This is a genomic window from Kitasatospora sp. NPDC089913, assembly GCF_044748625.1.
Taxonomy (GTDB): domain Bacteria; phylum Actinomycetota; class Actinomycetes; order Streptomycetales; family Streptomycetaceae; genus Kitasatospora.
On sequence record NZ_JBIVGI010000005.1, the window covers coordinates 42,857 to 67,487 of the forward strand.

21 protein-coding genes and 1 riboswitch are annotated in these 24,631 nt (G+C 72.3%); of the genes, 6 read left to right on the forward strand and 15 right to left on the reverse strand.

The window, feature by feature from the left end:
- Positions 1–274 precede the first annotated feature (274 nt).
- Positions 275–1,030 (forward strand): IclR family transcriptional regulator, encoded by a 756-nt coding sequence (locus ACIPYS_RS10005; protein ID WP_400745242.1) that lies wholly within the window; start codon positions 275–277, stop codon positions 1,028–1,030.
- Here ACIPYS_RS10005 and ACIPYS_RS10010 read toward each other — a convergent pair.
- The 8 genes from ACIPYS_RS10010 to ACIPYS_RS10045 form a co-directional block, all read right to left on the reverse strand.
- Positions 966–1,625, reverse strand: coding sequence for a trimeric intracellular cation channel family protein (locus ACIPYS_RS10010; protein ID WP_093860444.1), 660 nt, complete (start codon positions 1,623–1,625; stop codon positions 966–968). The genes ACIPYS_RS10005 and ACIPYS_RS10010 overlap by 65 nt on opposite strands.
- 43 nt (positions 1,626–1,668) lie before the next feature.
- Positions 1,669–2,733: an ABC transporter ATP-binding protein gene (locus ACIPYS_RS10015; RefSeq protein ID WP_093860445.1), complete on the reverse strand. Its 1,065-nt coding sequence runs from the start codon at positions 2,731–2,733 to the stop codon at positions 1,669–1,671.
- A 34-nt stretch (positions 2,734–2,767) separates the two neighbouring features.
- Positions 2,768–3,841, reverse strand: coding sequence for an ABC transporter ATP-binding protein (locus tag ACIPYS_RS10020; RefSeq protein ID WP_093860446.1), 1,074 nt, complete (start codon positions 3,839–3,841; stop codon positions 2,768–2,770).
- Entirely contained in the window at positions 3,838–4,848 is a 1,011-nt protein-coding gene (locus ACIPYS_RS10025) for an ABC transporter permease (protein WP_030392717.1), read from the reverse strand. Before ACIPYS_RS10025 ends, ACIPYS_RS10020 begins: the two co-directional genes overlap by 4 nt.
- A 101-nt stretch (positions 4,849–4,949) precedes the next feature.
- The gene (locus tag ACIPYS_RS10030) at positions 4,950–6,728 is read right to left on the reverse strand and encodes an ABC transporter substrate-binding protein (RefSeq protein ID WP_093860447.1); all 1,779 of its coding nucleotides are present in this window, start codon (positions 6,726–6,728) and stop codon (positions 4,950–4,952) included.
- A 56-nt stretch (positions 6,729–6,784) separates the two neighbouring features.
- On the reverse strand, positions 6,785–7,774 hold the full coding sequence (locus ACIPYS_RS10035) for an ABC transporter permease (protein ID WP_093864889.1): 990 nt from the start codon (positions 7,772–7,774) through the stop codon (positions 6,785–6,787).
- Positions 7,775–8,249: 475 nt separating this feature from the next.
- A complete protein-coding gene (locus ACIPYS_RS10040) occupies positions 8,250–9,197 on the reverse strand; it encodes an enhanced serine sensitivity protein SseB (protein WP_093860448.1) in 948 nt (315 codons plus the stop codon).
- Between the two features lie 174 nt (positions 9,198–9,371).
- Positions 9,372–10,166: an enhanced serine sensitivity protein SseB C-terminal domain-containing protein gene (locus ACIPYS_RS10045; RefSeq protein ID WP_093860449.1), complete on the reverse strand. Its 795-nt coding sequence runs from the start codon at positions 10,164–10,166 to the stop codon at positions 9,372–9,374.
- Positions 10,167–10,362: 196 nt separating this feature from the next.
- A riboswitch (glycine riboswitch) is annotated at positions 10,363–10,469 on the forward strand.
- A gap of 218 nt (positions 10,470–10,687) precedes the next feature.
- Between ACIPYS_RS10045 and gcvT the strand changes: the two genes are divergently transcribed.
- The 4 genes from gcvT to ACIPYS_RS10065 all read left to right on the forward strand — a co-directional run bounded on the left by gcvT (position 10,688) and on the right by ACIPYS_RS10065 (position 15,187).
- Positions 10,688–11,809, forward strand: a complete 1,122-nt coding sequence (gene gcvT / locus ACIPYS_RS10050) for a glycine cleavage system aminomethyltransferase GcvT (RefSeq protein ID WP_093860450.1) — start codon at positions 10,688–10,690, stop codon at positions 11,807–11,809.
- A gap of 87 nt (positions 11,810–11,896) precedes the next feature.
- Positions 11,897–12,280, forward strand: coding sequence for a glycine cleavage system protein GcvH (gene gcvH, locus ACIPYS_RS10055; RefSeq protein ID WP_093860451.1), 384 nt, complete (start codon positions 11,897–11,899; stop codon positions 12,278–12,280).
- An 80-nt stretch (positions 12,281–12,360) separates the two neighbouring features.
- Positions 12,361–13,629: a serine hydroxymethyltransferase gene (gene glyA / locus ACIPYS_RS10060; RefSeq protein ID WP_093860452.1), complete on the forward strand. Its 1,269-nt coding sequence runs from the start codon at positions 12,361–12,363 to the stop codon at positions 13,627–13,629.
- A 190-nt stretch (positions 13,630–13,819) separates the two neighbouring features.
- Positions 13,820–15,187, forward strand: coding sequence for an L-serine ammonia-lyase (locus tag ACIPYS_RS10065; protein WP_093860453.1), 1,368 nt, complete (start codon positions 13,820–13,822; stop codon positions 15,185–15,187).
- Positions 15,188–15,245: 58 nt separating this feature from the next.
- On the opposite strand, the gene ACIPYS_RS10070 is transcribed toward ACIPYS_RS10065, so the two are convergent.
- The 7 genes from ACIPYS_RS10070 to ACIPYS_RS10100 form a co-directional block, all read right to left on the reverse strand.
- Entirely contained in the window at positions 15,246–15,575 is a 330-nt protein-coding gene (locus ACIPYS_RS10070; protein ID WP_093860454.1) for a hypothetical protein, read from the reverse strand.
- On the reverse strand, positions 15,572–15,841 hold the full coding sequence (locus ACIPYS_RS10075; protein WP_400745246.1) for a hypothetical protein: 270 nt from the start codon (positions 15,839–15,841) through the stop codon (positions 15,572–15,574). Before ACIPYS_RS10075 ends, ACIPYS_RS10070 begins: the two co-directional genes overlap by 4 nt.
- A gap of 110 nt (positions 15,842–15,951) precedes the next feature.
- Entirely contained in the window at positions 15,952–16,356 is a 405-nt protein-coding gene (locus tag ACIPYS_RS10080) for a VOC family protein (RefSeq protein ID WP_400745462.1), read from the reverse strand.
- Positions 16,357–17,039: 683 nt separating this feature from the next.
- The gene (locus ACIPYS_RS10085; RefSeq protein ID WP_231978576.1) at positions 17,040–17,537 is read right to left on the reverse strand and encodes an ATP-binding protein; all 498 of its coding nucleotides are present in this window, start codon (positions 17,535–17,537) and stop codon (positions 17,040–17,042) included.
- Between the two features lie 178 nt (positions 17,538–17,715).
- Entirely contained in the window at positions 17,716–18,984 is a 1,269-nt protein-coding gene (locus ACIPYS_RS10090; RefSeq protein ID WP_400745248.1) for an Ig-like domain-containing protein, read from the reverse strand.
- Positions 18,985–19,159: 175 nt separating this feature from the next.
- Positions 19,160–20,446 carry an Ig-like domain-containing protein gene (locus tag ACIPYS_RS10095; RefSeq protein ID WP_231978578.1) on the reverse strand — a complete coding sequence of 429 codons (1,287 nt, stop codon included), beginning with the start codon at positions 20,444–20,446 and terminating at the stop codon, positions 19,160–19,162.
- 185 nt (positions 20,447–20,631) lie between these two features.
- Positions 20,632–22,065: an Ig-like domain-containing protein gene (locus tag ACIPYS_RS10100; RefSeq protein WP_197698762.1), complete on the reverse strand. Its 1,434-nt coding sequence runs from the start codon at positions 22,063–22,065 to the stop codon at positions 20,632–20,634.
- 221 nt (positions 22,066–22,286) lie between these two features.
- Between ACIPYS_RS10100 and glgX the strand changes: the two genes are divergently transcribed.
- The gene (gene glgX / locus ACIPYS_RS10105; RefSeq protein WP_400745251.1) at positions 22,287–24,539 is read left to right on the forward strand and encodes a glycogen debranching protein GlgX; all 2,253 of its coding nucleotides are present in this window, start codon (positions 22,287–22,289) and stop codon (positions 24,537–24,539) included.
- Positions 24,540–24,631 lie beyond the last annotated feature (92 nt).

Below are 24,631 nucleotides of genomic sequence, written 5' to 3' on the forward strand. Positions count from 1 at the left end.
GCACCGCACCGATCCGGCCACCGGACGGCGGTCACCGGGCCGGTGCCCCTCCGGGCAGCCCAGGTACGGGACGCGGCCCCCGAACGGTTAGCCTGACGGCCATCGCCGCGCGGCCCGACGGCCACCGGCAGGCGGTCCGACCGCCACCGGCAGGCGGCCCGACGGCCACCGGCGAGCGGCCCCACGGCCACCAGCAGGCGGCCCGACCGCCACCACCACCCGGCGCGAAGGCCCCTGCCCCGCGGCCCGGCCGGAACCAGGAACGGGGAGCACCATGTCGCAGTCGGTCGATCGGGCGCTGACCCTGCTCGGCTCGCTCGGCGACGGACCGGTGACCCTGGACCAGGCCGCCGCCTCGATCGGGGTGCACAAGTCCACCGCGCTGCGGCTGCTGCGCACCCTGGAGGAGCACGGCTTCGTGCACCGGCTGTCCGACCGCCGTTACCGGGTGGGCGGCCGGGTGCTGTCGCTGGCCCAGCGGGCGCTCCAGGAGATCGACGTCCGGCAGGTCGCCGCCCCCTACCTGGCCGCGCTGAACGAGCGCTGCGGCTGTACCGTGCGGCTGGCGGTGCTGGAGGACGACGAGGTGCTGTACCTGGACGAGCTGGCCGGCCGCTGGAGCACCGACCCTGGCCGGCCGACCCGGATCGGGCGCCGGGTGCCGGCCGCCGGGACGGCGGTGGGCCGGGTACTGCTGGCCGGACTCCCGCCGGACGGCCCGGCGGCGGACGGCCTGGCCGAGGACCTGGCGGCGGTGCGCCGCCGGGGCTGGGCGGCCGAGTCGGCCGAGGACCGGGAGGCGGTCACCTGTGTGGCGGCGCCGGTGGCGGGCAGCGACGGGCGGGCGGTCGCGGCCTGCGCGATCTCGGCGCCGGTCGGCCGGATGACGCCGGCCGAGCTGCTGCGGCTGGTCCCGGAGCTGCTCTGCACCGCGGAGGCGGTCTCGCTGGCGTACGGCGGCTCGCCTACTCCTCGCTGGTGCGAGAACCGTTGCGGTGCCAGGCCCGCGGCGCGCGCCAGCCGTACTTGAGCGCGAGCATCCGCAGGCCGAACGCGGTCAGCGCGGCGGCGGTGCCGGTCGCGGCGGTGAGGCTGTCGAGGGCGATCAGCACGGCGACCAGCGCGGCGCCGACGAGGGCCGGCACGGCGTAGATCTCCCGGTCCCAGCGCAGCAGCGAGGGGAGTTCGCCGGCCAGGACGTCGCGCATCACCCCGCCGCCGGCGGCGGTCACCATGCCGAGGGCGACCGCGGAGACCGCGCCGAGCCCGTAGTCGTGCGCCTTGGCGGTGCCGGTGACGCAGAACAGGCCGAGGCCGAGCGCGTCGAGGGTCTGCACGGCGCGGTTGATCCGCTCGACCTCGGGGTGCAGGAAGAAGACCACCAGTCCGGCGAGCAGCGGGGTGACGAAGTAGCCGAGGTTGCTGAACGCGGCGACCGGGGTGGCGCCGATGACGAGGTCGCGCATCACTCCGCCGCCGAGCGCGGTGACCTCGGCGAGGACGGCGATGCCGAAGATGTCCATGTTCTTGCGAACGGCGAGCAGCCCTCCGGAGAGGGCGAAGACGAAGATACCGACGAGGTCCAGCGACTGCTGCACGTCGGAGGGGAAGATCTGCGAGGTCACCGCACCAGTGTGACCCGGCCAGGCCTCCCCTCCGACCGCGCGGTCAGGCGGAGGCCGCCGCAGCGTCCGCGGTGACGGCGTTCTCCGGGAAGTGGCAGGCCACCTGGTGGCCGGCCGTCGCCGCGACGAGCGGCGGCTCCTGGCTCGCGCAGATCTCCTGGGCCTTCCAGCAGCGGGTGCGGAAGCGGCAGCCGCTGGGCGGGTTGATCGGCGAGGGCACGTCGCCCTTGAGCAGGATCCGCTCGCGCCCGGCGCTGTGGCGCCGGCGCGGGTCGGGCACCGGGACGGCCGACATCAGTGCGGTGGTGTACGGGTGCATCGGCCGGCTGTAGAGCGAGTCCCGGTCGGCGATCTCGACGATCTTGCCGAGGTACATCACGGCGACCCGGTCGGAGACGTGCCGGACCACCGAGAGGTCGTGCGCGATGATCAGGTAGGTCAGGCCGAGCTCGCGCTGGAGGTCGTCGAGCAGGTTGACCACCTGGGCCTGGATGGAGACGTCCAGGGCCGAGACCGGCTCGTCGGCGACGATCATCCGGGGCCGCAGGGCGAGCGCCCGGGCGATGCCGATGCGCTGGCGCTGGCCGCCGGAGAACTCGTGCGGGTAGCGGTTGTAGTGCTCGGGGCTGAGCCCGCACAGCTCCAGCAGCTCCTGCACGGCCTTCTTGGTCCCGCCCTCGGGCTCGGCCTTCTGCAGCCGGAACGGCGCGCCGACGATGGTGCCGACGGTGTGCCGCGGGTTCAGCGAGGAGTACGGGTCCTGGAAGATCATCTGGATGTCGCGGCGCAGCGGCCGCATCGCCCCGACGCCCAGGTGGGTGATGTCGGTGCCCTCGAACTCGATCGTCCCGCCGGTCGGCTCGTCGAGCCGGGTGACCAGCCGGCCCATCGTCGACTTGCCGCAGCCGGACTCGCCGACGACGCCCAGGGTCTCACCGGCGTTGACCGTGAAGTCGATGCCGTCGACCGCCCGGACGGCGCCGGTCTGGCGCCGCAGCAGGCCGCTGTGGATGGGGAAGTGCCGGGTCAGGCCGGTCACCCGGAGCAGCGGCTGCCGGTCCGGGGCGGGCGCCGGCGCGGGGATGGTCGCCGCCTGGGTGTCCGTCATCGGTTCTCTCCAGAAAGGTGGTACGAGTCCGGGCTCACAGCCGGGGCGCGATCTCTTCGGTGAAGATGCGGTGCCGCTCGGAGAGCGCGAGGTGGCAGGCCGCGTGGTGGCCGGGCGCGACCTCGGTGAGCCCCGGGGTCTCCTCGGTGGAGCGCCCGCCGGTCAGTTCCGCGTAGGGGCAGCGCGGGTGGAAGGCGCAGCCGGACGGCACGTTGATCAGGCTGGGCGGGGTGCCCCTGACCGGGACGAGCCGGTCCTGGAGCTCCCGGTCGAGGCGCGGCATCGAGCCCAGCAGGCCCCAGGTGTAGGGGTGTTCGGGCGAGTCGAAGAGGGTCTCGGCCGGACCGCGCTCGACGCACTTGCCGCCGTACATGACGAGGATGTCGTCGGCGAGCTCGGCGACCACCCCGAGGTCGTGGGTGATGATGATGACGGCCGAGCCGAACTCCTCCTGGAGGTCCCGGATGAGGTCCAGGATCTGCGCCTGCACGGTGACGTCCAGGGCGGTGGTGGGCTCGTCGGCGATCAGCAGCGAGGGGTCGTTGACCAGGGCCATGGCGATCATGGCGCGCTGGCGCATGCCGCCGGAGAACTGGTGCGGGTAGTCGTCGACCCGGCGGTCGGGCTGCGGGATGCCGACCCGGTCGAGCATCTCGACGGCGCGGGCGCGGGCCTGCTTCTTGGTCGCCTGCGGGTGGTGCACCCGGTAGGCCTCGACGATCTGCTGCCCCACCGTGTAGTAGGGGTGCATCGCGGTCAGCGGGTCCTGGAAGATCATCGCCATCTGCCGGCCGCGCAGCTCCCGGACCCGGTCCGGGCCGGCCGCGACGAGGTCCTCGCCGTCGAGCCGGATCTCGCCGGTGATCCGGGCCCGCTTGGAGCGGTGCAGGCCCATGATGCCGAGCGAGGTGACGGACTTGCCGGAGCCGGACTCGCCGACGATGCCGAGGGTGCGGCCCTTGGCGAGGTCGAAGCTGACCCCGTCGACGGAGCGGACCAGGCCGTCGTCGGTGTCGAAGTGGATCCGCAGGTCCCGGACGGAGAGGTACGGGTCCCCTCCGGCCGGGGCGGCCGCGCGGGCGGCCGGGGTCTTCTGGAGCTCGGTCACGACAGCCTCACCCGGGGGTCGACAGCGGCGTACAGGAGGTCAACCACGAGGTTGCAGAGGACGATGAAGAACGCGGCGAGCAGCGTGGTGCCGAGGATCTTCGGCAGGTCGTTGTCGGAGATCGCCTGGACGGCGAACTGGCCGACGCCCTGGAGCGAGAAGACCTGCTCGGTGATCAGCGCACCGCCGAGCAGCAGACCGAGGTCCATGCCGAAGATGGTGACGATCGGGGTGAGCGCGGCGCGCAGTCCGTGCCGGGTGACGACCTTGCGCTCGGCCAGGCCCTTGGCCCGGGCGGTGCGGATGTAGTCCTCGCTCATCGTCTCCAGCATTCCGGCGCGGGTGAGCCGGGCGTAGAGCGCGGAGTAGAGGAAGGCCAGCGAGATCCAGGGCAGGATCAGGTTGCGGGCCCACATCAGCGGGTCGTCGGTGAAGTTGACGTACTGCAGGTTGTCCAGGATCGGCCACTCGTAGCTGAACACCGTGAGCAGCAGCGCGCCGGTGAAGAAGACCGGCAGCGAGACGCCGGCGAGGGCGATGCCCATCGAGATCCGGTCGAAGATCGAGCGCGGCCGGAGGGCGGAGACGACGCCGGTGGCGACGCCGGAGACCAGCCAGAGCGTGGCCGCGCCGATGGCGAGCGACAGCGTGACCGGGATCCGCTTGGACAGTTCGGGCCAGACCTCCAGGTGGTTCTTGAAGGAGTAGCCGAAGCAGGGCACGTGGCAGGTGGCCGGTTCCGGGCCGAACTTGTATTCGGCGCCGCTGACCAGCCCCTTGAGGAAGTTCCAGTACTGGGTGTACAGCGGCTGGTCGAGGCCGAGGTTCTTCTTGACCGCCGCGATCGCGTCGGGAGAGGGGTTCTTCCCGATGTACTGGGTGGCCAGCTGGTCGACCGTCTCGCCGGCGAGGCGCGGGAGCAGGAAGAAGATCGCGAAGGTGACCGCGCTGACGACCAGCAGCAGCACCGCGGCGGCGAGGATCCTGCGGATGATGTAGGCAAACACAGTTGGTCGGCTCCGGCCGCCCGCCGCCGTCCGGGATCCTCCGGACGGCGGCGGGCTCTGCCGCTGCCTTCACCTGCCTTCAGGGATGCAGAGCCAGGCTCTTACTTGGTGCCGATGTTCAGGTAGTCGTACTCACCCGAGAAGGCCGGCGTGGACGCGAGGTTGGTGGCGTTGTCCGGGCGGTACAGGAAGACCTTGAAGTCGGTCAGCGGGACGTAGACCGCGGCCTCCATGACCTTCTTGTCGATGTCGCCGTAGATCTTCTCGCGGGCCGCCCGGTCCGGGTTGGTGGCGGCGTCGTCGAGCAGCTTGTTGACCGCGGGGTCGTTCAGCGAGGCCAGGTTGCTGTTGCCGGAGGCCTTGATCGCGCGGCCGTCGACGATCTGCTGCAGGAAGCCGTAGCCGGTCGGCCAGTCGGCGCCCCACTGCATCATCATCAGACCGATGTTGTGCTCCTTGGCGAACTTCGGAGCGCCGGCGCTGTCGGCCAGGTACTTGCCCTGCGGGAACTGCTGGATCTCGGCGTTGATGCCGACCTTCTTCAGCGCGGCCTGGATCGAGGTGGCCGCGGCGACCTCGGTGGCGCGCTCGGTGCGGGCCGAGAGCACGGTGGTGATGCTGTCCTTGCCGCAGGCCTTCAGAGCGGCCTTGGCCTTGGCCTCGTCGCCCTTGTTGTCCTTGGTCTCCCAGACGTTGAAGTCCTGGTGGCCCGGGATGTCGGGCGGGAGCACGGTGTTGGCGACCTGGCCGCGGACGGGGCCGCCGAGCGCGGTCTGCACCGAGACCTTGTCGACCGCGTACTGGACGGCCTTGCGGCACTCGATGTTGTCGAACGGCGCGACATCGGTGTTGATGGCCATGTAGACCAGACGGCCGCCGTAGGCGTTGTCGGTGTTGGCCTTCAGCTTCGGGTTCTGCAGGATCTGCGCCTGGGTCTGCGGGTCGACACCGCCACCCACCAGGTCGACCTGGGCGTTGCCGGCCAGCAGGTCCTTGTCGATGGTGGCCTGGTCGATGTTCATCCGGAGCACGATCTTGTCCGGCAGCTGCTTGCGGATCGGGTCCGTGCTCGGGTCCCAGTTGGTGTTCGGGACCAGGACGGCCTGCTTGCCGTCCTCGTAGGACTCGAACTTGAAGGAGCCGGAGGAGACGATCTTCTTGACGTACTCGGCGCCGGTGTCCTTGGCCTGCGGGACCGGGACCGTCTGCGGGGCGCTGACCAGGTAGTCGAAGTCGGCGAAGGCGTGCGTCAGGTGGAAGACGATGGTGGTGTCGTCCGGGGTCTCGATCGACTTCAGGTCGCCGGTCTTGTCCTTGTACGGACCCTCGTACGGCGTGGGGTTGTCGACCAGCAGCTCCTTGAAGTACGTCGGGCCGTTGGAGTTCACGTCCGGCGCGAAGTTGGAGCGCTCGACGGCGTACTTGACGTCCTTCGAGGTGATCGGGGTGCCGTCGTCGTACTTCAGGCCCTTGCGCAGCTTGTACGTCCAGCTCAGGCCGTCGGCGCTGACCTGGCCGAGCGACTCGGCGAGGTCCGGGACGAGCTTGTTGCCCGCCTCGCCGGCGCCCGGCTGGAAGGTGGTGAGCGGACGGCCGTACAGGCGCGAGAAGTTGTAGATGTACGCGTAGTACGTGTTGCCGGGGTCGAGCGAGTCGGGGGTGCCCTTCATCTCGAAGGTCACCGTCCCGCCCTTCTTGTCGGAGGCGTTGACGATGCCCTTGGTGGCCGCGTTGGCACCGGAGCCGCCGGCGGCGTCGGTGGCGGAGCCGGAGGCGGTGGACTTGGCATCGCTGCTCTTCGTGCCGGACGAGCAGCCGGTGACGACCAGGACCGCGGCAGCGGCCGCGGCGGTCAGCGCGACGGTACGGGACCTACGCATGGGTGAGATCAACCCCTTGAGGAAGTGTTGGCCGAACGAGGGATCCTGACGCGGCGTCAGTTGCTCTTGGGATCGAGGGCGTCACGCAGCCCGTCGCCGAGCAGGTTGAAGGCGAGTACGGTGACGAAGATCGCCACACCGGGGACCACCATGTACTGGGGGTCCACCTGGTAGTACCGGATCGCGTCCTGGAGCATGCCGCCCCAGGAGGCCTGCGGGGGCTGGATGCCCACGCCGAGGAAGCTCAGCCCGGCCTCGAAGAGGATGTTGGTCGGGATCAGCAGGGTCGAGTAGACCAGGATCGGACCGACCAGGTTGGGCAGCAGCTCCTTGAAGAGGATGAACGGCCCGCGGGCGCCCAGGCTCCGGGCCGCGTAGACGAACTCGCGCTCGCGCAGCGAGAGGGTCTGTCCGCGCACGATCCGGCCCATGTAGGGCCAGTTGAAGAAGCCGATCACGAAGATCAGCACCATGATGTGCAGCGGGAGGCCGTGCAGGCCGAACGCGCCGCCCTGCAGCGAGGTCGAGATCGCGATCGCGAACAGCAGCAGCGGGAAGGCGAGGAAGACGTCCATCACCCGGCTGATCAGGGTGTCCACCCAGCCGCCGTAGTAGCCGGCCATGATGCCGAGCACGGTGCCGATGGTGTTGGACAGCACGGTCGCGCCGAAGGCGACCAGCAGGGAGACCCAGGAACCCTCGATGACGCGGGTCAGCAGGTCACGGCCCTGCAGCGGGTCGACGCCGAGCGGGTGGTCCCAGCTCATGCCGCCCCAGTCGCCGAACGGCAGACCGCCGAGGTCGGCGTCCAGGAGGTCCTGGTTGAGGGCGTCGGGGTCGAGGCCGAAGGCCGATTCGATCGGCTTGGCCAGCACGGCGAGCAGGATCAGCAGGATCACCACGACGCCGCCGGCGACGGCGGCCTTGTCCCGCTTGAAGCGGGTCCAGGCGATCCGGCCGAGCGAGCGGCCCTCGATCTTCTTGGCCGGGCTCGCGGCGGCGTCTGCCTCCGGTGTGCTGCCGGCGGTCTTGATGGGTGCGGTCATGGTCAGTTCGGTCCCCTCGCCGACGGTGGCCGGCCCACGGGTGCCGGGCACCGGGATCGGCGGCGCGGCTGGTGCGGACGTGCTTGGGTGCGGACGTGCGGAAGTGCAGGAGCGGAGTCTTTCCAGCGGTACGACTGGCTCAGTACTGCTGCCACGCGGGATGGGCGTCACGTGGATCATGCGGTCCGCCAGCGCGTTCGCCCTTGTGGGACGCCAACCACGCGCGGCGGGCTGTTGCAGAACTCTCTGCCATCCGAACTGGCTTACGCCAGCCCTGACCACCGACAGATGCCCAACTGTGATCTGTGTGCATGCACCTCCACGACCATCGGCATATCCCTCTTCACACAGCTGTAACAGCCATGTCAAGATGTGTTCCATCCGGTTCGGGGAGAACGTCCGAAAAAACGCCGAAACCGGCCTGACAGAGTGTCAAGCCGGTTTCGTGGGGCCGGATTCGGTGACTCCTCCCCGATCAGCGACCGGGGTAGCCGGGCCACGGCTGCTGTGGCGGAGGCTGCTGCCCCGGCCAGGCCGGAGCCGACGGCCGGGTGCCGTAACCGAAGCCCTGCCCCTGGGCGGGGCCCTGCTGCGAGGCGTACGGCGGCGGGGGCACCGGCGGGTACGGGCCGGTCTGCGGACGGCCGTGACCGGCCGCCTCCCGGTCGTAGAACGGGCGCGCGTGCGCCCGCATCCACAGCGCCACCGGGTCGAACTCGTCCGCCATCGCGACCGTCGAGACCGCCAGACCCTCCGGCGCGACCGCGATCGCCCGCTGCATCAGCGCCCGCACCGCCTCCACCGTGGGCGGCGAGCTCTCGTACAGCTCGAGACCGATGGCGAGGTACGGCTCGCCCACCGACGGCCGCACCCAGGCCCGGCGCAGCGCCCGCACCGCCCGCACCTCGGCCGCCTGCCGCTCCAGCAGCGCGAAGAACTGCTGGGCCGGCACCTGCGGCTCGCTCAGCTTCAGCGGACCGGCCGGCAGCCGGTCCAGGCCCGCCGCCACCCGGCGCAGGTCCGCCCACGGCACCCCGACCCCGCCGCCCGGGGCGTGCGGGTTCAGCCACAGCCCCCAGCGGGTCCGGTACAGCGACGCCGCGATCTCCCGGCCGGAGATCACCTCGTGCGCCCGCGCCCAGCCGGACGCCGCCAGCTGCTCGGGCGAGGTGACGGCCGGCGCGTAACCGTGGCCGCTGATCTCCATGTTCCCGTACTGGGCGTCGGCGCTGCCCGGCGTCCCGTGCCACAGCAGCATCCAGACCCGGCCCTCGGCGAGCGCGTTCAGCATCGTCTCGTAGGCCTCGTAGCGCTCCGGCGCCACCTCGCGCAGGGCGCGTTCCAGCGCGCCCGGATCCGGGCGTCCGGTGGGCGCCTGGCCCCAGGGCCCCGGTGCACCGCCAGCTACCGATCCCGCACTCATGCGCCCACCTCGTTGCGCCTCTTCGTTCCTCGTCCGTCACCGGCGGCCCGGCGGCCGTCAGCACGCACCTTATGGGGCACCGTCGGCCACCGCCACGCCGACGTGCCAGGGCCCCCGCCGCTCCCCCGCCCGTGCCCGGCCCGACAGGCGCCGGACGAACGGCCGGGGACCGGCTCAGCCCCGCACGTGGAAGGGCGCGACCCGGTTCACCATCCACTCGACCACCGGATCGTCCGCGAGGTCGAGCAGTACGAGATGGACGCCACCGGGCAGCGGCGCGGTTCCCAGCGCGCGCCCCAGCGCCTCGTTCACCGCCCCCGGGTCGGCCGGGGCCGCCGGGTCCAGCTGGACGCCCACGAACATCACGGTCGGCTCGCCCTCGACGCTGGCCAGCGCCCGCCGGGCGGTCAGCACCCCGGGCAGCAGTGCCAGTTCGGCCCGGCAGGCGGCCAGGAACAGCTCCGGGTCCTCGCCCGGCACCGGCTCGCGCAGCGCCACCCGGCCCCCGGACGGCGCGTCCTGGGCGGCCTCCCAGCGGTCCTCGCGCGGCCCGCGGCGCAGCTCGGCCACGCCCTCCGGCGGGACCGGGATGCCCACCGGGGCCTCGGGGTTGACGGCGATGCCGACGCCCAGCGGCAGGCCGCGGGCGAACTCCCAGACCGGGGCGACCGCGAACGCCATCCCCGGCGCCTGCTGGAGCAGCACCTCCTGCGAGGAGAACACCGGGACATAGGGGCCGCCGGCCAGTTCCAGGGTCGGCAGGTCCAGCGCCCGTCCCTGCGGGTCGCCGCCGGACGGCAGCGGGATCCACACCTGGCTGCGCGCCAGCACCTCGATCACCCGCGGGGTCGCGCCCGGGTCGCCGAGCGCAGCGGTGAGCACCTGCTCCAGCTCGTTGGCCGGCCACGCACCGCCGGCCGGCGCCGACCGCGCCCCGCCCCAGCCCTGCTGCTCCTCCGGGTTGCCCATCCGCCCCTGTACCGCCCTCCGCTCGCCGATTCCCGCAGCCTAGCGTCCGGGCGCGGCACGGCGGGACGCGGAACGCGACAGAGAACGGGGAGGGACGTGTGAGGCAGCCCCCTCTCCCGCCATCGGTGCGGACGTGCCATGATGTGCCCGTCTGCGGTGGCATCCACCCAGGCCCTCCAACTCCATACCGGCCGCTCGAACCCGCGCGGGAGAGTCCGGAGTGCCCCGTCCTGGCGGCACAGCCGGCGCCGAAGGAGCAAGTCCTCCCCGGAATCTCTCAGGCCCCCCTACCGCACGGGTTAGGCAGATCTGGAAAGCGGTGCACGGCCCTGCCGTCCGCCCACCCACGGTGCAAGCCGCCATGCTGTCCTCTGACAGGGCAGTGGCCGGTGAAGCTCTCAGGTACGACGACAGATGGGGAGACCCAGCCGCCGCATGCCCGCGCGCAGGGTCCGCCGCCCCCTGCAGGGCCGGTCCCGGCGCGCGCACCCCTGAGTGCCCCGACCGAGGAGTTCCTGGCCATGTCGTCCCTCCGCCTCACCGCGCTCGACGCGCTGCACCGCGCCCTCGGCGCCACCATGACCGACTTCGCCGGCTGGGACATGCCGCTGCGCTACGGCAGCGAGCGCGAGGAGCACCTCGCCGTCCGCACCAGGGCCGGCCTGTTCGACCTGTCCCACATGGGCGAGATCACCGTCACCGGCCCGCAGGCCGGCGAGATGCTGGACCACGCCCTGGTCGGCTTCGTCTCCGCGCTCGGCGTGCTGCGCGCCCGCTACACCATGATCTGCGCCGAGGACGGCGGCATCCTGGACGACCTGATCGTCTACCGCCTGCGCGAGGACGCCTTCCTGGTCGTCGCCAACGCCTCCAACGCCCAGCTGGTGCTGGACGAGCTGATCGCCCGCGCCAAGGGCTTCAACGCCGTCGTCTCCGACGACCGCGACGCCTACGCGCTGATCGCCGTCCAGGGCCCGGAGTCCACCGCGATCCTGGCCGACACCACCGAGGCCGACCTGCCCGGCCTGAAGTACTACGCGATCCTCCCGGCCCAGGTGGCCGGCCGCGACGTGCTGCTCGCCCGCACCGGCTACACCGGCGAGGACGGCTTCGAGATCTTCTGCAACCCGGGCGACGCCGAGCAGATCTGGCAGGCGCTGACCGCCGCCGGCACCGACCGGGGCCTGATCCCCTGCGGCCTGTCCTGCCGCGACACGCTGCGCCTGGAGGCCGGCATGCCGCTGTACGGCCACGAGCTGTCCACCGACCTGACCCCGTTCGACGCCGGCCTCGGCCGGGTGGTGCGCTTCGACAAGACCACCAACGAGGGCGCCTTCGTCGGCCGCAAGGCCCTGGAGCGGGCCGCCGCCGAGGCCGAGGCCAACCCGCCGCGGGTCCTGGTCGGCCTGGTCTCCGAGGGCAAGCGGGTGCCGCGCGCCGAGTACACCGTGGTCTCCACCGACGGCGCCCCGATCGGCCTGATCACCTCCGGCGCGCCCTCCCCCACCCTCGAGAAGCCGATCGCGATGGCCTACGTGGACGCGGCCCACGCCGCCCCGGGCACCACCGTCGCGGTGGACGTGCGCGGCAAGCACGAGCCGGTGCAGGTCGTGGCGCTGCCGTTCTACAAGCGCGCCCGCTGACGCCGCTCCCCCACCTTTCCCTCGCGAGGCTCGTCCGCCCCTCGGGCCGCTTCGTCGTACCCGCTTCCCATCCTGGAGAATGACGCCATGAGCAACCCCCAGCACCTGCAGTACACCGAGGAGCACGAGTGGCTGACCACCGCCGAGGCCGGTGAGGTCGCCACGGTCGGCATCACCAAGCACGCCGCGGACGCCCTCGGCGACATCGTCTACGTGCAGCTGCCCGCGGTCGGCGACACCGTCACCGCCGGTGAGACCTGTGGCGAGCTGGAGTCGACCAAGTCGGTCAGCGACCTGTACTCGCCCGTCACCGGCGAGATCACCGAGGTCAACGAGGCCGTCGCCGACGACAACAGCCTGGTCAACAGCGACCCGTTCGAGGGCGGCTGGCTGTTCAAGGTCCGCGTGGAGTCGACCGGCGCCCTGCTGAGCGCCGACGAGTACACCAAGCTCACCAACCCCTCGGCCTGAGCCACCGCCGGGGCGGCCCGCCCGCGGCGGCCGCCCCGCCCGCCGGCCCTCCTCCCTCTCACTCCCGGGAAGACCCCACCATGACGGTTCTGAACCAGTCCCTGCACGCCCTCGACCCGGAGATCGCCGCCGCGGTCGACGCCGAGCTGCACCGCCAGCAGACCACCCTGGAGATGATCGCCTCCGAGAACTTCGCCCCGGTGGCGGTCATGGAGGCCCAGGGCTCGGTCCTGACCAACAAGTACGCCGAGGGCTACCCCGGCCGCCGCTACTACGGCGGCTGCGAGCACGTCGACGTGGTCGAGCAGATCGCGATCGACCGGATCAAGGCCCTGTTCGGCGCCGAGCACGCCAACGTCCAGCCGCACTCGGGCGCGCAGGCCAACGCCGCCGCGATGTTCGCGCTGATCCAGCCGGGCGACACCATCCTGGGCCTGTCCCTGGCCCACGGCGGTCACCTGACCCACGGCATGAAGATCAACTTCTCCGGCAAGCTCTACAACGTGGCCGCGTACCACGTGGACGACAAGACCGGTCAGGTCGACATGGCCGAGGTCGAGCGCCTGGCCAAGGAGCACCGGCCGAAGCTGATCATCGCCGGCTGGTCCGCCTACCCGCGCCAGCTCGACTTCGCCGCGTTCCGCCGGATCGCCGACGAGGTCGACGCGCTGCTGATGGTCGACATGGCCCACTTCGCCGGCCTGGTCGCCGCGGGCCTGCACCCCAACCCGGTGCCGTACGCGGACGTGGTCACCACCACCACCCACAAGACCCTGGGCGGCCCGCGCGGCGGCGTCATCCTCTCCAAGGCCGAGTGGGCCAAGAAGATCAACTCCGCGGTCTTCCCCGGCCAGCAGGGCGGCCCGCTCGAGCACGTCATCGCCGGCAAGGCCGTCGCCTTCAAGGTCGCCGCCTCCGAGGACTTCAAGGAGCGCCAGCAGCGCACCCTGGACGGCGCCCGGATCCTGGCCGAGCGCCTGCTCCAGGCCGACGTCACCGAGGCCGGCGTCTCGGTGCTGTCCGGCGGCACCGACGTCCACCTGGTCCTGGTCGACCTGCGCAACAGCCAGCTCGACGGCCAGCAGGCCGAGGACCGGCTGCACGAGGTCGGCATCACCGTCAACCGCAACGCGATCCCGAACGACCCGCGCCCGCCGATGGTCACCTCCGGCCTGCGGATCGGCACCCCGGCGCTCGCCACCCGCGGCTTCGGCGCCGAGGACTTCCGCGAGGTCGCCGACATCATCGCCGAGGCCCTGAAGCCGGCCTACGACGAGACCGTCGCCGACGCCCTGAAGGCCCGGGTCACCGCCCTCGCCGAGAAGTACCCGCTGTACCCGAACCTGTAGGTCCCTCCTGTTCGGCCGCGGGTGACCGGGCTCACGCCGCCCGGACACCGGGGATTCCGGGGCACCGCGCACACTGGAAGGTGCGCGCGGTGCCCCGACCCGTGTCGGTCGCCCGACCCACCACCTCCGCCACTGCCGTCCCTCCCTCCCTGCCGGCACCACCCACGAGACCAGACAAGGACGTCACTCCGTGGCCATCAGCGTCTTCGACCTCTTCTCCATCGGCATCGGCCCGTCCAGTTCCCACACCGTCGGCCCCATGCGCGCCGCCCGGATGTTCGCCCGCCGCCTGAAGTCCGAGGCCCTGCTGGACGAGGTGACGGCCGTCCGGGCCGAACTGTTCGGCTCGCTGGGCGCCACCGGCCACGGCCACGGCACCCCCAAGGCCGTCCTGCTCGGCCTGGAGGGCTACTCCCCGCGCACCGTGGACGTCGACCGGGCCGACCTCGACGTCGAGCGGATCACCGCCGAGAAGCGGCTCAACCTGCTCGGCACGCACGCCATCGACTTCGACCGGGACACCCAGCTGGTGCTGCACCGGCGGCGCTCGCTGCCGTACCACGCCAACGGCATGACCCTCTGGGCCTACCGGGCCGACGGCTCCACCGTGCTGGAGAAGACCTACTACTCGGTCGGCGGCGGCTTCGTCGTGGACGAGGACGCGATCGGCGCGGACCGGGTCAAGCCCGACGACACCGTGCTGAAGTACCCCTTCCGCACCGGTGACGAGCTGCTCCGGCTCAGCCGGGAGACCGGCCTGTCGATCTCCGGCCTGATGCTGGAGAACGAGAAGGCCTGGCGCAGCGAGGAGGAGATCCGGACCGGGCTGCTGGAGATCTGGCAGGTCATGCAGGAGTGCGTCCGGGCCGGCATGTCCCGCGAGGGGATACTCCCCGGCGGCCTCAAGGTGCGCCGCCGCGCCGCCTCCGGCGCCCGTGCGCTGCGTGCCGAGGGCATCGGCCCGGCCAACGCGATGGAGTGGGTGACCCTCTACGCGATGGCGGTCAACGAGGAGAACGCCTCCGGCCGCCGGGTGGTCACCGCCCCGACCAACGGCGCGGCCGGCATCATCCCCGCCGTCCTGCACTACTACCTGAACTTCATCCCCGGCGCGGACGACGACGGCATCGTCCGCTTCCTGCTCGCCGCGGGCGCGATCGGCATGCTCTTCAAGGAGAACGCCTCCATCTCCGGCGCCGAGGTCGGCTGCCAGGGCGAGGTCGGCTCGGCCTGCTCGATGGCGGCCGGCGGTCTCGCGGAGGTCCTCGGCGGTTCGCCCGAGCAGGTCGAGAACGCCGCCGAGATCGGCATCGAGCACAACCTCGGCCTCACCTGCGACCCGGTCGGCGGCCTGGTCCAGATCCCCTGCATCGAGCGCAACGGCATGGCCTCGGTCAAGGCCGTCACCGCCGCCCGGATGGCCCTGCGCGGCGACGGCCGCCACCACGTCTCCCTCGACAAGGCGATCAAGACCATGAAGGAGACCGGCGCCGACATGAAGATCAAGTACAAGGAGACGTCCCGCGGCGGCCTCGCCGTCAACGTCATCGAGTGCTGACACCGGCCCGCCGACGCCCGCGCCCCCGCCCACCGGCGGGGGCGCGGGTGTTTCGCCCTCAGAACTCCCCGGAGGCGCCGTCCGTCCACACGACCCGGGCGACGTAGAAACCGGGCCCGTACGGGGTGTCGGTCGCGTGGTACTGAACGAGTCCGAGGTCACGGGCCAGCGGGGCCGAGTAGGCGCCCGGAAGTCCGGGAACGGCCTCCGCACGGTCGGGGTGCGGGCCGCCGTCGAGCACCTCGCGCAGGCCCACCAGGAACGCGGCGAGTGCCGGGACGACGTCCGGCGGCGTCACCGCGAAGTCGAACACCGCCTCGACCTGGGGGGACAGCACGATGGGGTCGTGCTCCTCGTCGCCGTCGTACGGATCGTCCCAGTCACTCATGGGCGGCCGTGCTCCCGCAGGACTGCGGAGAGGGCCCGGCCCGGCGCCGTGCCCTGCTGGACCTCGGCGTGGACGCGAGCGGTGGCGGGGTCGCTGTAGAGCTCCAGCCGCAGGCGCCATCGGCGCAGCACACCGGCGATCTCGTGCTCGTCCGCCGAGCCCATGTCGCGGTAGAACGCCATCCGCTGGGACGGCGGCAGCGCGGCGCCGATCTCGTCCTGGGTGCGGGGGTGCGGGCGGTGCGGCTCGACCGGTCGTGCGGTCATCGGTCCTCCTGCTGCGGTGGCGGCCGGCGACAGCAGCGGAACTCCCCGCCGACCGGCCTCCACCGTAGCCACTCCCGGTGTCGGGGCGGGGGCGGTCCCACGCAGCCCGGTCAGCCGGCGGGCACCCGGCGGTGGAGTTCCTCGGGGGCGAGGTCCTCCAGGTGGGTCAGGAAGATCCACAAGTGACCCGAGGGGTCCCTGAGCACGGCGGTGCGGTCGCCGTGGAACTGGTCCGTCGGCGGCTGGAGGATCTCCGCGCCGGCGGCCTCGGCCCGCGCGGTCAGGGCGTCGACGTCCGGGACGTAGACGTGCAGGGCGACGCTGGTGCCGCCGAGGGCCGCCGGGGCGGTGAAGGGCGCGCCGCCCCCGCCGGCGTCGCCGAGCATGAGGACCGACGCCCCGATGCTGATCTCCGCGTGCAGCACGCCGCCGCCCGGCGCGTCGATCCGGACGTCCTGGCGGGCACCGAAGGCCCGCCGGTAGAAGTCGATCGCCGCGGCGGCGTCCTCGACCATGATGTGCGGCACGACGGCGTAGCGGTAGCGCTCGGGCACGACGTTGTCGGCGGTGGTGGTCGTCACGGATCCCCCTCGATGTCGCCGCCCGGCGGTGCGCCGGGCGGCCTCGGGACCACGGTAGGAATTGAAGTCGGCTTCAGGTCAAGCATGATCGGCAGTGGGAAGTCGGCCCGCCCGGCACGCGCGGGTCGGCGCCGGGCGGCGAGGTCCGCCACCCCCCACCACTCCCCCGTCCCCCGCGCGCATGCACGCGACAGTACCCGGTCCCACCGACCCGCCAACGCCCTTCGGGCCCGCAGCGGCGAGGCCGCGGCCTGGGGCGGATCGCCGACAGCGCGGCTCCTCCCAGGGAGCAATCGTGAATAATCTCAGGCGCCGACGTGAACCTATGCAAATTCCGAAGGTGAACTAAGTTACAAACCTTCCATTCGAAGCCACCGGGTTTGCCCACATGCTGAGATCCATGCGATAGTCGTGTTGTCCGACGGCGCGCGTCACCAGTTGACAGAGCCCGTCGGGGACAACCGATCTTCGGCCCGCCCGACCTGGCACGGCCGACACCCATCGCACGGCACGCACCCCCTTGGCCGCGCGATGACTTGCAAGGGCCCCCAGCCGCCGGACCACGGCGATATCGGGGGCCCTGCGTGTTTTCGGCCCGACCGTCCGCGCGGTGCGGTTCAGACCCGCTCGCGGACCTTCAGCTCGAACCAGACGCCCTTGCCGCGCGGCAGCAGGTCGGCACCCCACCGGTCAGCCAGGTCGTCGACCACCTGGAGCCCGCGCCCGCGCTCGGTGACCGGCAGCGGCTCCGCCAGGATCATGCAGGGCAGTGCCCGCGAGGAGTCCCGCACCTCGACCCGGAGCCAGCCCGGTTTGCGCACCACCTGGAGCCCGATCGTCCGCCCCGCGGCGTGCCGCACGGCGTTGGCGACCAGCTCGCTGGTGAGTAACTCGCACACCTCCAGGTGCTGGTGCAGCTCCCAGGCGTCCAGGACCGCGAGCACCAGCCGGCGCGCCACCGGCCCGGTCTCCGGCCGGGACGGGAGCCGCACCTCGCCCGGCGTCGTCCGGTCGCACAGCCTGCCGGCGTACAGCCGCTCCAGCTCGTCGCAGCTGAGCCGTTCCAGCGCCGCCAGGGAGTCCTGGAACGACCCCCACGACGCTTCGGCGACCAAGCTGGAACCCGGAATCGATGACTGATCTGTTTCGCCCCAACCCGCCATGCGCCCCATCATTGCGGAACGCAAGCGGCCGCGTACGGACAATGAACAAACGATCACTACTCTTTCGGCATATGCCGGGTGCAACCCGAACCCGCGTTCGCAAGGCCCGGGTCGCCGGCCCGCCGAAGGCCTACCAGGCGCTCCAGTCCATGTTCCAGCCGCTGAGGCCGTTGTCCGGCGCGACCTGTCCGCGGGCGGAGTTCTGCACCGTGACCACGTCCCCGATGATCGAGCCGTCGTAGAACTGCCCCGCCGAGGTGGCCGCTCCGCCGCCCTTGACGTCCTTCAGACCCACGCAGCCGTGGCTGACGTTGTCCTCGCCGAAGGCGTTGCTCCAGTAGTTGCCGTGCACGTAGGTGCCGGTGTCGGTGAGCCGCATGGAGTGCGGGACCTGCAGGTCGTAGGGGGCGCCGGTCATCCCGGGCAGGGTGCTGGACTGCATCCGCACCACGCCCTCCTTGGACATCACCACCATGGTGCCGTTCCAGGTCGGGTGCTCGGTCGAGCCGGAGGTGATCTCCACGACCGAGCTCTGCCCGTCCCGGACCACCGTCATCCGGTGCGTCTTGGCGTCAACGGTCGAAACCTGGGATCGCCCGATAGTGAAGGGCTCGTCCCGGTCGACGCCCCCGTAGACGCCCGGCGCGATCTCCACGCTCTTCAGCCGGTACTTCACGACCACCTTGGTGCCCGGGTTCCAGTACTTCTCCGGACGGAAGTCCAGCCGGCGGCTGCCGAACCAGTGGCCCTTCAGCACGGTGCCGTCGCTGGTCTCGAAGGAGATGCCGCGGGCCACCGCGTCCTTGTTCTTGACGTCCTTGTCGAAGGTGACCGAGACGATCATGCCGACGCCGTAGGTGGCGTTGTCCTGGATGTTGTCGCCGGCCTTCGCCTCCCGCTCGGGCGTCAGCGTGGTGAAGCTGCTGTCGGCCGAGGCGACCGCACCGCCGGCGTCCGCCGCCAGCGCGCTCACCTGGTACGCGGTACCGACCGCCAGCGGGCCGGACGGGCTCCAGCTGGCCCCGTCGGCGGCGAGGGTGCCGGCCACCTCCTTGCCGGTCCGGTCGCTCACCTTGACCGTGGTGAGCTTCCCGCCGGACACCGCGACCTTGAGCGAACCGTCCGGGGCGACGTCCACGGCGCCGCTCTTCGGCTGGATCTCCACCACGGCCTGCGAGACCTTGGGAGCGGCGGTGGCGGTACCGGCGGCGGCACCGGTGGCCGGAGCCCCGGCCGCCTGCCCGCCGGTCGGGGCGGCGGACGCCGGGACCCCCGCGGTCCCGGCGGCCCCCAGCTCGGCCCTGGCGGCCGTCCCGCCCCCGCTCCCCCCGCAGGCACTGGTCAGCACCAGCGCCCCGCCGACCAGCCCCGCGGCCACCACCTTGCGTATCGACTTCACCGTCGTCCCCCTCGTTCGTGTCACGGTGTTCGACATTTACACGCACCGTGCACCGGAAAGGTTGCGCCGTTCGGGGGGCATCGGCACCGAGAACACGACCGGCCCGACCCCAACGAGTGAGGGTCGGGCCGGTCGTGGACGTTCCGTGACTGGCAGGGGCTACCGGCGGGTACGACTACCAGTTCGCCCAGGCGATGTTCCAGCCGCCCAGGCCGTTGTCGGGGGAGACGACCTTCTCCTTGGAGTTCTTGATGGTGATCACGTCACCGATCATCGAGTCGTTGAAGAACTTGCCGGCCACCGAGGCGTCGCTGCCGCCCTTCTCGTCCTGCATCGAGATGCAGCCGTGGCTGGCGTTGGTCTTGCCGAAGGGGTTGGCCCAGTAGTTGCCGTGCACGAAGGTGCCCGAGTTGGTCAGCCGCATCGCGTGCGGCACGTCCGGGATGTCGTACTCGCCGCCGAGGCCGACGGTCTGCGAGTTCATCCGGGTGACCTTCTCCTTGGACATCACCACCATGGTGCCGTTCCAGGAGGGGTTCTTCTCGTCGCCCAGGGTCACCGGCACGGTGTGGCTCTCGGCGCCCCGGGTCACCGTCATCTGGTGGGTGGCCGAGTCGGCCACCGAGACCTGGGAGCGGCCGACGGTGAACGGCTCGTCCTTGTCGATGTCGCCGTAGACGCCCGGCGAGACCTCGACGTTCTTCAGGCGGTACTTGATGACGACCTTGGTGCCCGGGTTCCAGTACTTCTCGGGGCGGAAGTCCAGCCGCTTGGTGCCGAACCAGTGGCCCTTCACGGTGGTGCCGTCGCTGGCCTCGAAGGTGATGCCCTGGAGGACCGCGTCCTTGTTCTTGACGTCCTTGTTGAAGACCACCGAGACGATCATGCCGACGCCGTAGGTCCCGTTGTCGGCGATGTTGTCGTTGGTGGAGATCTTCTTCGCCGGGGTCAGCGTGGTGAACGAGGTGGTCGACGCGGCCACCAGGCCCTCGGCGTCGGTGGCCTGGGCGTTCACCTTGTACGCCATGCCGACGGCCAGCGGGGCGCTGGGCTTCCAGCCGCTGCCGTCCGCGGCGATGGCACCCGCGACCGGCTTGCCCTCCTTGTCGGTCACCTCGACCGCGGTGAGCTTGCCGCCGGTCACCCCGACCTTGAGCGCGCCGTCCGGGGCGACGTCCTGGGAGCCGTCCTTGGGCTCGACGTTCAGCACGGCGGCCGAGGTCTTCGGCGCGGCGGAGGTCTGGCCGGGCGCCGGCGTCCCCCCGCCCGCGGCGCCGGCGTCGGCGGCGCCCGCGGTGGCGGTCGCGTCACCCCCGCCGGCGGCCTTGTCGTCGCCCCCGCTGTTGCAGGCCGCGGTGAGCAGCAGCACCCCGCCCATCGCCAACGCCACCGCGCTCCGGCGCAGACGGCGGCTGGTGACAGTGGTACGTATCGCGGCGTCGGCCGCCCTAACCTGCTTCACGGTCTTTCCCCTCCCGGTGTCCATCACTGTGGACGCGCTGCTGCCCGGACGGGTTGCACCGGACCGGCGGTCTTCCGCGCCGGGCTTCGGCGCGGCAAGCAGGATAGCTGGGCCGATCGGGTGAATCCTGGGAGGGCTGCCGGTGAACGGACGTGAAGATCGTCCGCACCGCCGTCACCCGGTCGTCAGCGCCTGGAACCGGGGGACGGAGTCGGAGGGACGGCCGGGGAAGCGCCCGGGGGGAGGCCCGGGGAAGGGCTCGGCACCGGACCCGGCGCCCCGGTCGGCGACGGCCCCTGCGACGCGCTCGGCGATGCCGGCGGGGACGCCACCGGGGACGCAGCGGCGCCCGGCCCGGCGGCCGGAGCACCGGAGGGGCTCGCGCCCGGCTGCAGGGCGCTCCCGGCCACCCACTGCGCCCAGGGCAGGTTCCAGCCGTTCAGTCCGTTGCTCGGCGGCACCGTGTCCCCCGTCGAGGCCCTGACCTCCAGCACGTCGCCCGGGATCGTGTGCTCGAACAGCCAGCCCGCCGGCGTCTCGCCGCTCGTCCCGCCCTTGGCGTCGGCCAGCCCGATGCAGCCGTGGCTGGTGTTGGCGGTGCCGAACACCGACGGGTCGGCCCAGTAGTTGCCGTGCACGAAGGTGCCCGAGTTGGTCAGCCGCATCGCGTGCGGCACGTCCTTGATGTCGTACTCGTCGCCCATCCCGACGGTCTGCGAGTTCATCCTGGTCACCCGGTACTTCTCGGACACCACCAGCACGCCCCGGTAGGTCGTGTGCTTGGCGTCCCCGCCGGACACCTTGAGGGTGCGCACCACCCGGCCGCCCTGGCCGGCCCGGACGGTGAGGGTGTGGGCGTCCAGGTCGACGGTGGAGACCTGCGGCCGGCCGACGGTGAACCGGACGTCCTTGTTCTGGGTGCCGAACTCGCCCGGGGCGCCCTGGACGTCCTTGAGCCGCAGCGCGACCGCCACCTTGGTGCCGGGTGCCCAGTACGCCCGGGGGCGGAAGTCCAGCCGCTGGCCGCCGAACCAGTGCGCGGCCACCTCCACCGGCGGGTCCGCGGTCACCGCGATCGCCCGCTCGACCGCCGCCCGGTCGGTGACCGGGCGGCTGAACCGCAGCGAGACCGGCATCCCCACCCCGACCGTGGAGCCGTCCTCGGGGGTGAAGAAGGCGACGAAGGTGTGCGCCCGGGCCATGGTCGAGAAGTCTGCGTGCTGGACCGCCCGCTGCCCCTGGTCGTCCTCGGCCACCGCGTCCAGGGTGAACTTCGTGCCCAGCGGCAGCGGACCGTCCGGCGCCCAGCCGGTGCCGTCCGCGGAGAGCGATCCCGGCACCTCGCCGCCCCGGCTGTCCGCCAGCCGCACGGACACCAGCCGGCCCTGGGCGACGCTCACCCGGACCGGGCCCTCGGGCGGCAGGTTCTGGGTGTCGTCGGCCGGCAGCGCGGTGATCGACGCCCGGGAGACCGGCGGCGGGCCGGACGGCTCCGCCCGGACGGCGTCCGCGCTCGTGCTCCCCGGCGCACCGCCACCGCCGGAGCACCCGGCCAGCACGGCCAGGCAGCAGACCGCCGCCGCCAGCCGCCGTGCCCACATCCGTCCTCGGGGCCGCATCCCGGGGCCTCCCGCCGTAGCCGTCCGATACCCCGCACAACGACGGCGGCCCCGGCAGGACACGCCGACACGCCGGAAGCACCCACTCCGACGGCCCAGCGGCACGACCGCGCCCGGACGCCATCCGCCGGTAACACGGCGTTAAGCCGCTTCCGTCCGGTGCGATCAGGGAATGAGACACCGCACGGGGTCCGGGACACCCCGCCAGGGAGGGCACCGCCATGGCGTCAGGGCAGGAGTCGGCGGCCGCCGTGCGCGCGCACGCCCCCGCGACCGTCAACGGGCACCGCGCGCACGGACACCCCGGCGAGCGGCCGGACGGCGCACCGCCCTGGCCCGGCAGCCGGCTGCCGCTCGGCGCCCGCTTCCACCCGGGCCCGGACGGCCGCCCCGGCACCAACTTCGCGCTCTGGGCCGGCGGCGCCGAGGCCGTCGACCTCTGCCTCTTCGACGAGGACGGCCGGGAGAGCCGGCTGCGCCTCACCGAGCAGGACGCCCACACCTGGCACGGCTTCGTGCCCGGGGTCCTGCCCGGCACCCGGTACGGCTACCGGGTGCACGGCCGCTGGGACCCGTGGACCGGCGCCCGGTGGAACCCGGCCAAACTGCTGCTCGACCCCTACGCCCGGGCGATCGACGGCGGCTACACCGCGCACGACGCGGTCTGCTCCGCCGTCCGCAACTGGCCCGAGGCCGAGGTCGCCGACACCGTCCGGGACAACCGCGACTCCGCCCCGTACGTGCCCAGAGCCGTGGTGGTCCGGGACGACGACGACTGGTCCGACGACCACCGGCCGAAGACCCCCTGGGCCGAGACCGTCCTCTACGAGCTGCACGTGCGGGGCTTCACCCGCCGCCACCCCGACGTCCCGCCCGAGCTGCGCGGTACCTACGCCGGACTCGCCCACCCGGCGGCGATCGCCCACCTCACCGGTCTGGGCGTCACCGCGGTCGAGCTGCTCCCGGTCCACCACCACGTCAGCGAGGACCACCTCCAGGCCCGCGGCCTGGTCAACTACTGGGGCTACAACACGGTCGGCTACTTCGCCCCGCACGCCGGCTACTCCGCCGCCGGCTCGCGCGGCGGCCAGGTCGGCGAGTTCAAGCGGATGGTCCGGGCCCTGCACGCCGCCGGCATCGAGGTGATCCTCGACGTCGTCTACAACCACACCGCCGACGGGGCCGAACTCGGCCCCGCGCTGCTGCTGCGGGGCATCGACAACGCCGGCTACTACCGGCTGCCGCCCAACCGCCCCCGCGGCTACGCCGACTACACCGGCTGCGGCAACAGCCTGGACACCCGTCGCCCCCAGGTCGTCCGGCTGATCACCGACTCGCTGCGCTACTGGGTGCACGAGATGGGCGTGGACGGCTTCCGGTTCGACCTCGCCGCCACCCTCGCCCGCGGCGCCGACGGCGGCGTCACGATGGAGCACCCGCTGCTCTCCGCGGTGGCCCAGGACCCGCTGCTCAGCCGGGTGAAGCTGATCGCCGAACCCTGGGACGTCGGCCCGGGCGGCTACCAGGTGGGCGGGTTCCCGCCGCCCTGGGCCGAGTGGAACGACCGCTACCGCGACACCGTGCGGGACTTCTGGCGCGGCGCCCGCCCGGACGTCCGGGAGCTCGGTTACCGGCTCTCCGGCTCCTCCGACCTCTACCAGCGGGACGGCCGCCGCCCGTACGCCTCCGTCAACTACGTGACCGCGCACGACGGGTTCACCCTGCGCGACCTCGTCTCCTACGACCGCAAGCACAACGAGGCCAACGGCGAGGCCAACCGGGACGGCACCGACGACAACCGGTCCTGGAACCACGGCGCCGAGGGGGAGAGCGCCGACCCCGCCGTCACCGCCCTGCGCCGGCGCCAGCTGCGCAACCTCACCGCCACCCTGCTGCTCTCCGCCGGGGTCCCGATGATCACCGCGGGGGACGAGTTCGGCCGCACCCAGGGCGGCAACAACAACGCCTACTGCCAGGACAACGAGGTGAGCTGGCTGGACTGGTCGCTGCTGGACGACCCGGCCTGGCGGAGCCTGCACGACTTCACCGCCCGGCTGGTCCGGCTCCGGCGCGACCACCCGGTGCTGCGGCAGCGGGCGTTCTTCTCCGGCCGCGCCACCGCCCCCGGCGGGCGGCCCGACCTGGCCTGGTTCACCCCGCTCGGCAAGGAGATGACAGAGGCCGACTGGTTCGCGCCGACCGCCGCCGTGGGCATGCTGCTGGCCGGCACCGCGATGTCGGAACGGGACACCCGCGGCCGCCCGCTGCTCGACGACAGCTTCCTGCTGCTGCTCAACGCCGGCCCCGACCCGGTCCCCTTCGTCCTGCCCGGCACTCCCCGGGCGGGTGACGGCAGCGGCTACGAGACCGTGGTCGACACGGCGGCGGACGGCGGGCCCGCCGGGCGGCACCTCCCCGGCGACCCGGTCCCGCTCGGCGCCCGCGCCCTGCACCTGCTCCGGGCCGTTCCCTGACCGGGCCGTTCCCCGACCGGGCCGGCATCCGCTCCGGCACCGACGGGCGGCCCAAGCTGGCCGGTTCTCGACGACAGGTCCGAAAAACCGGA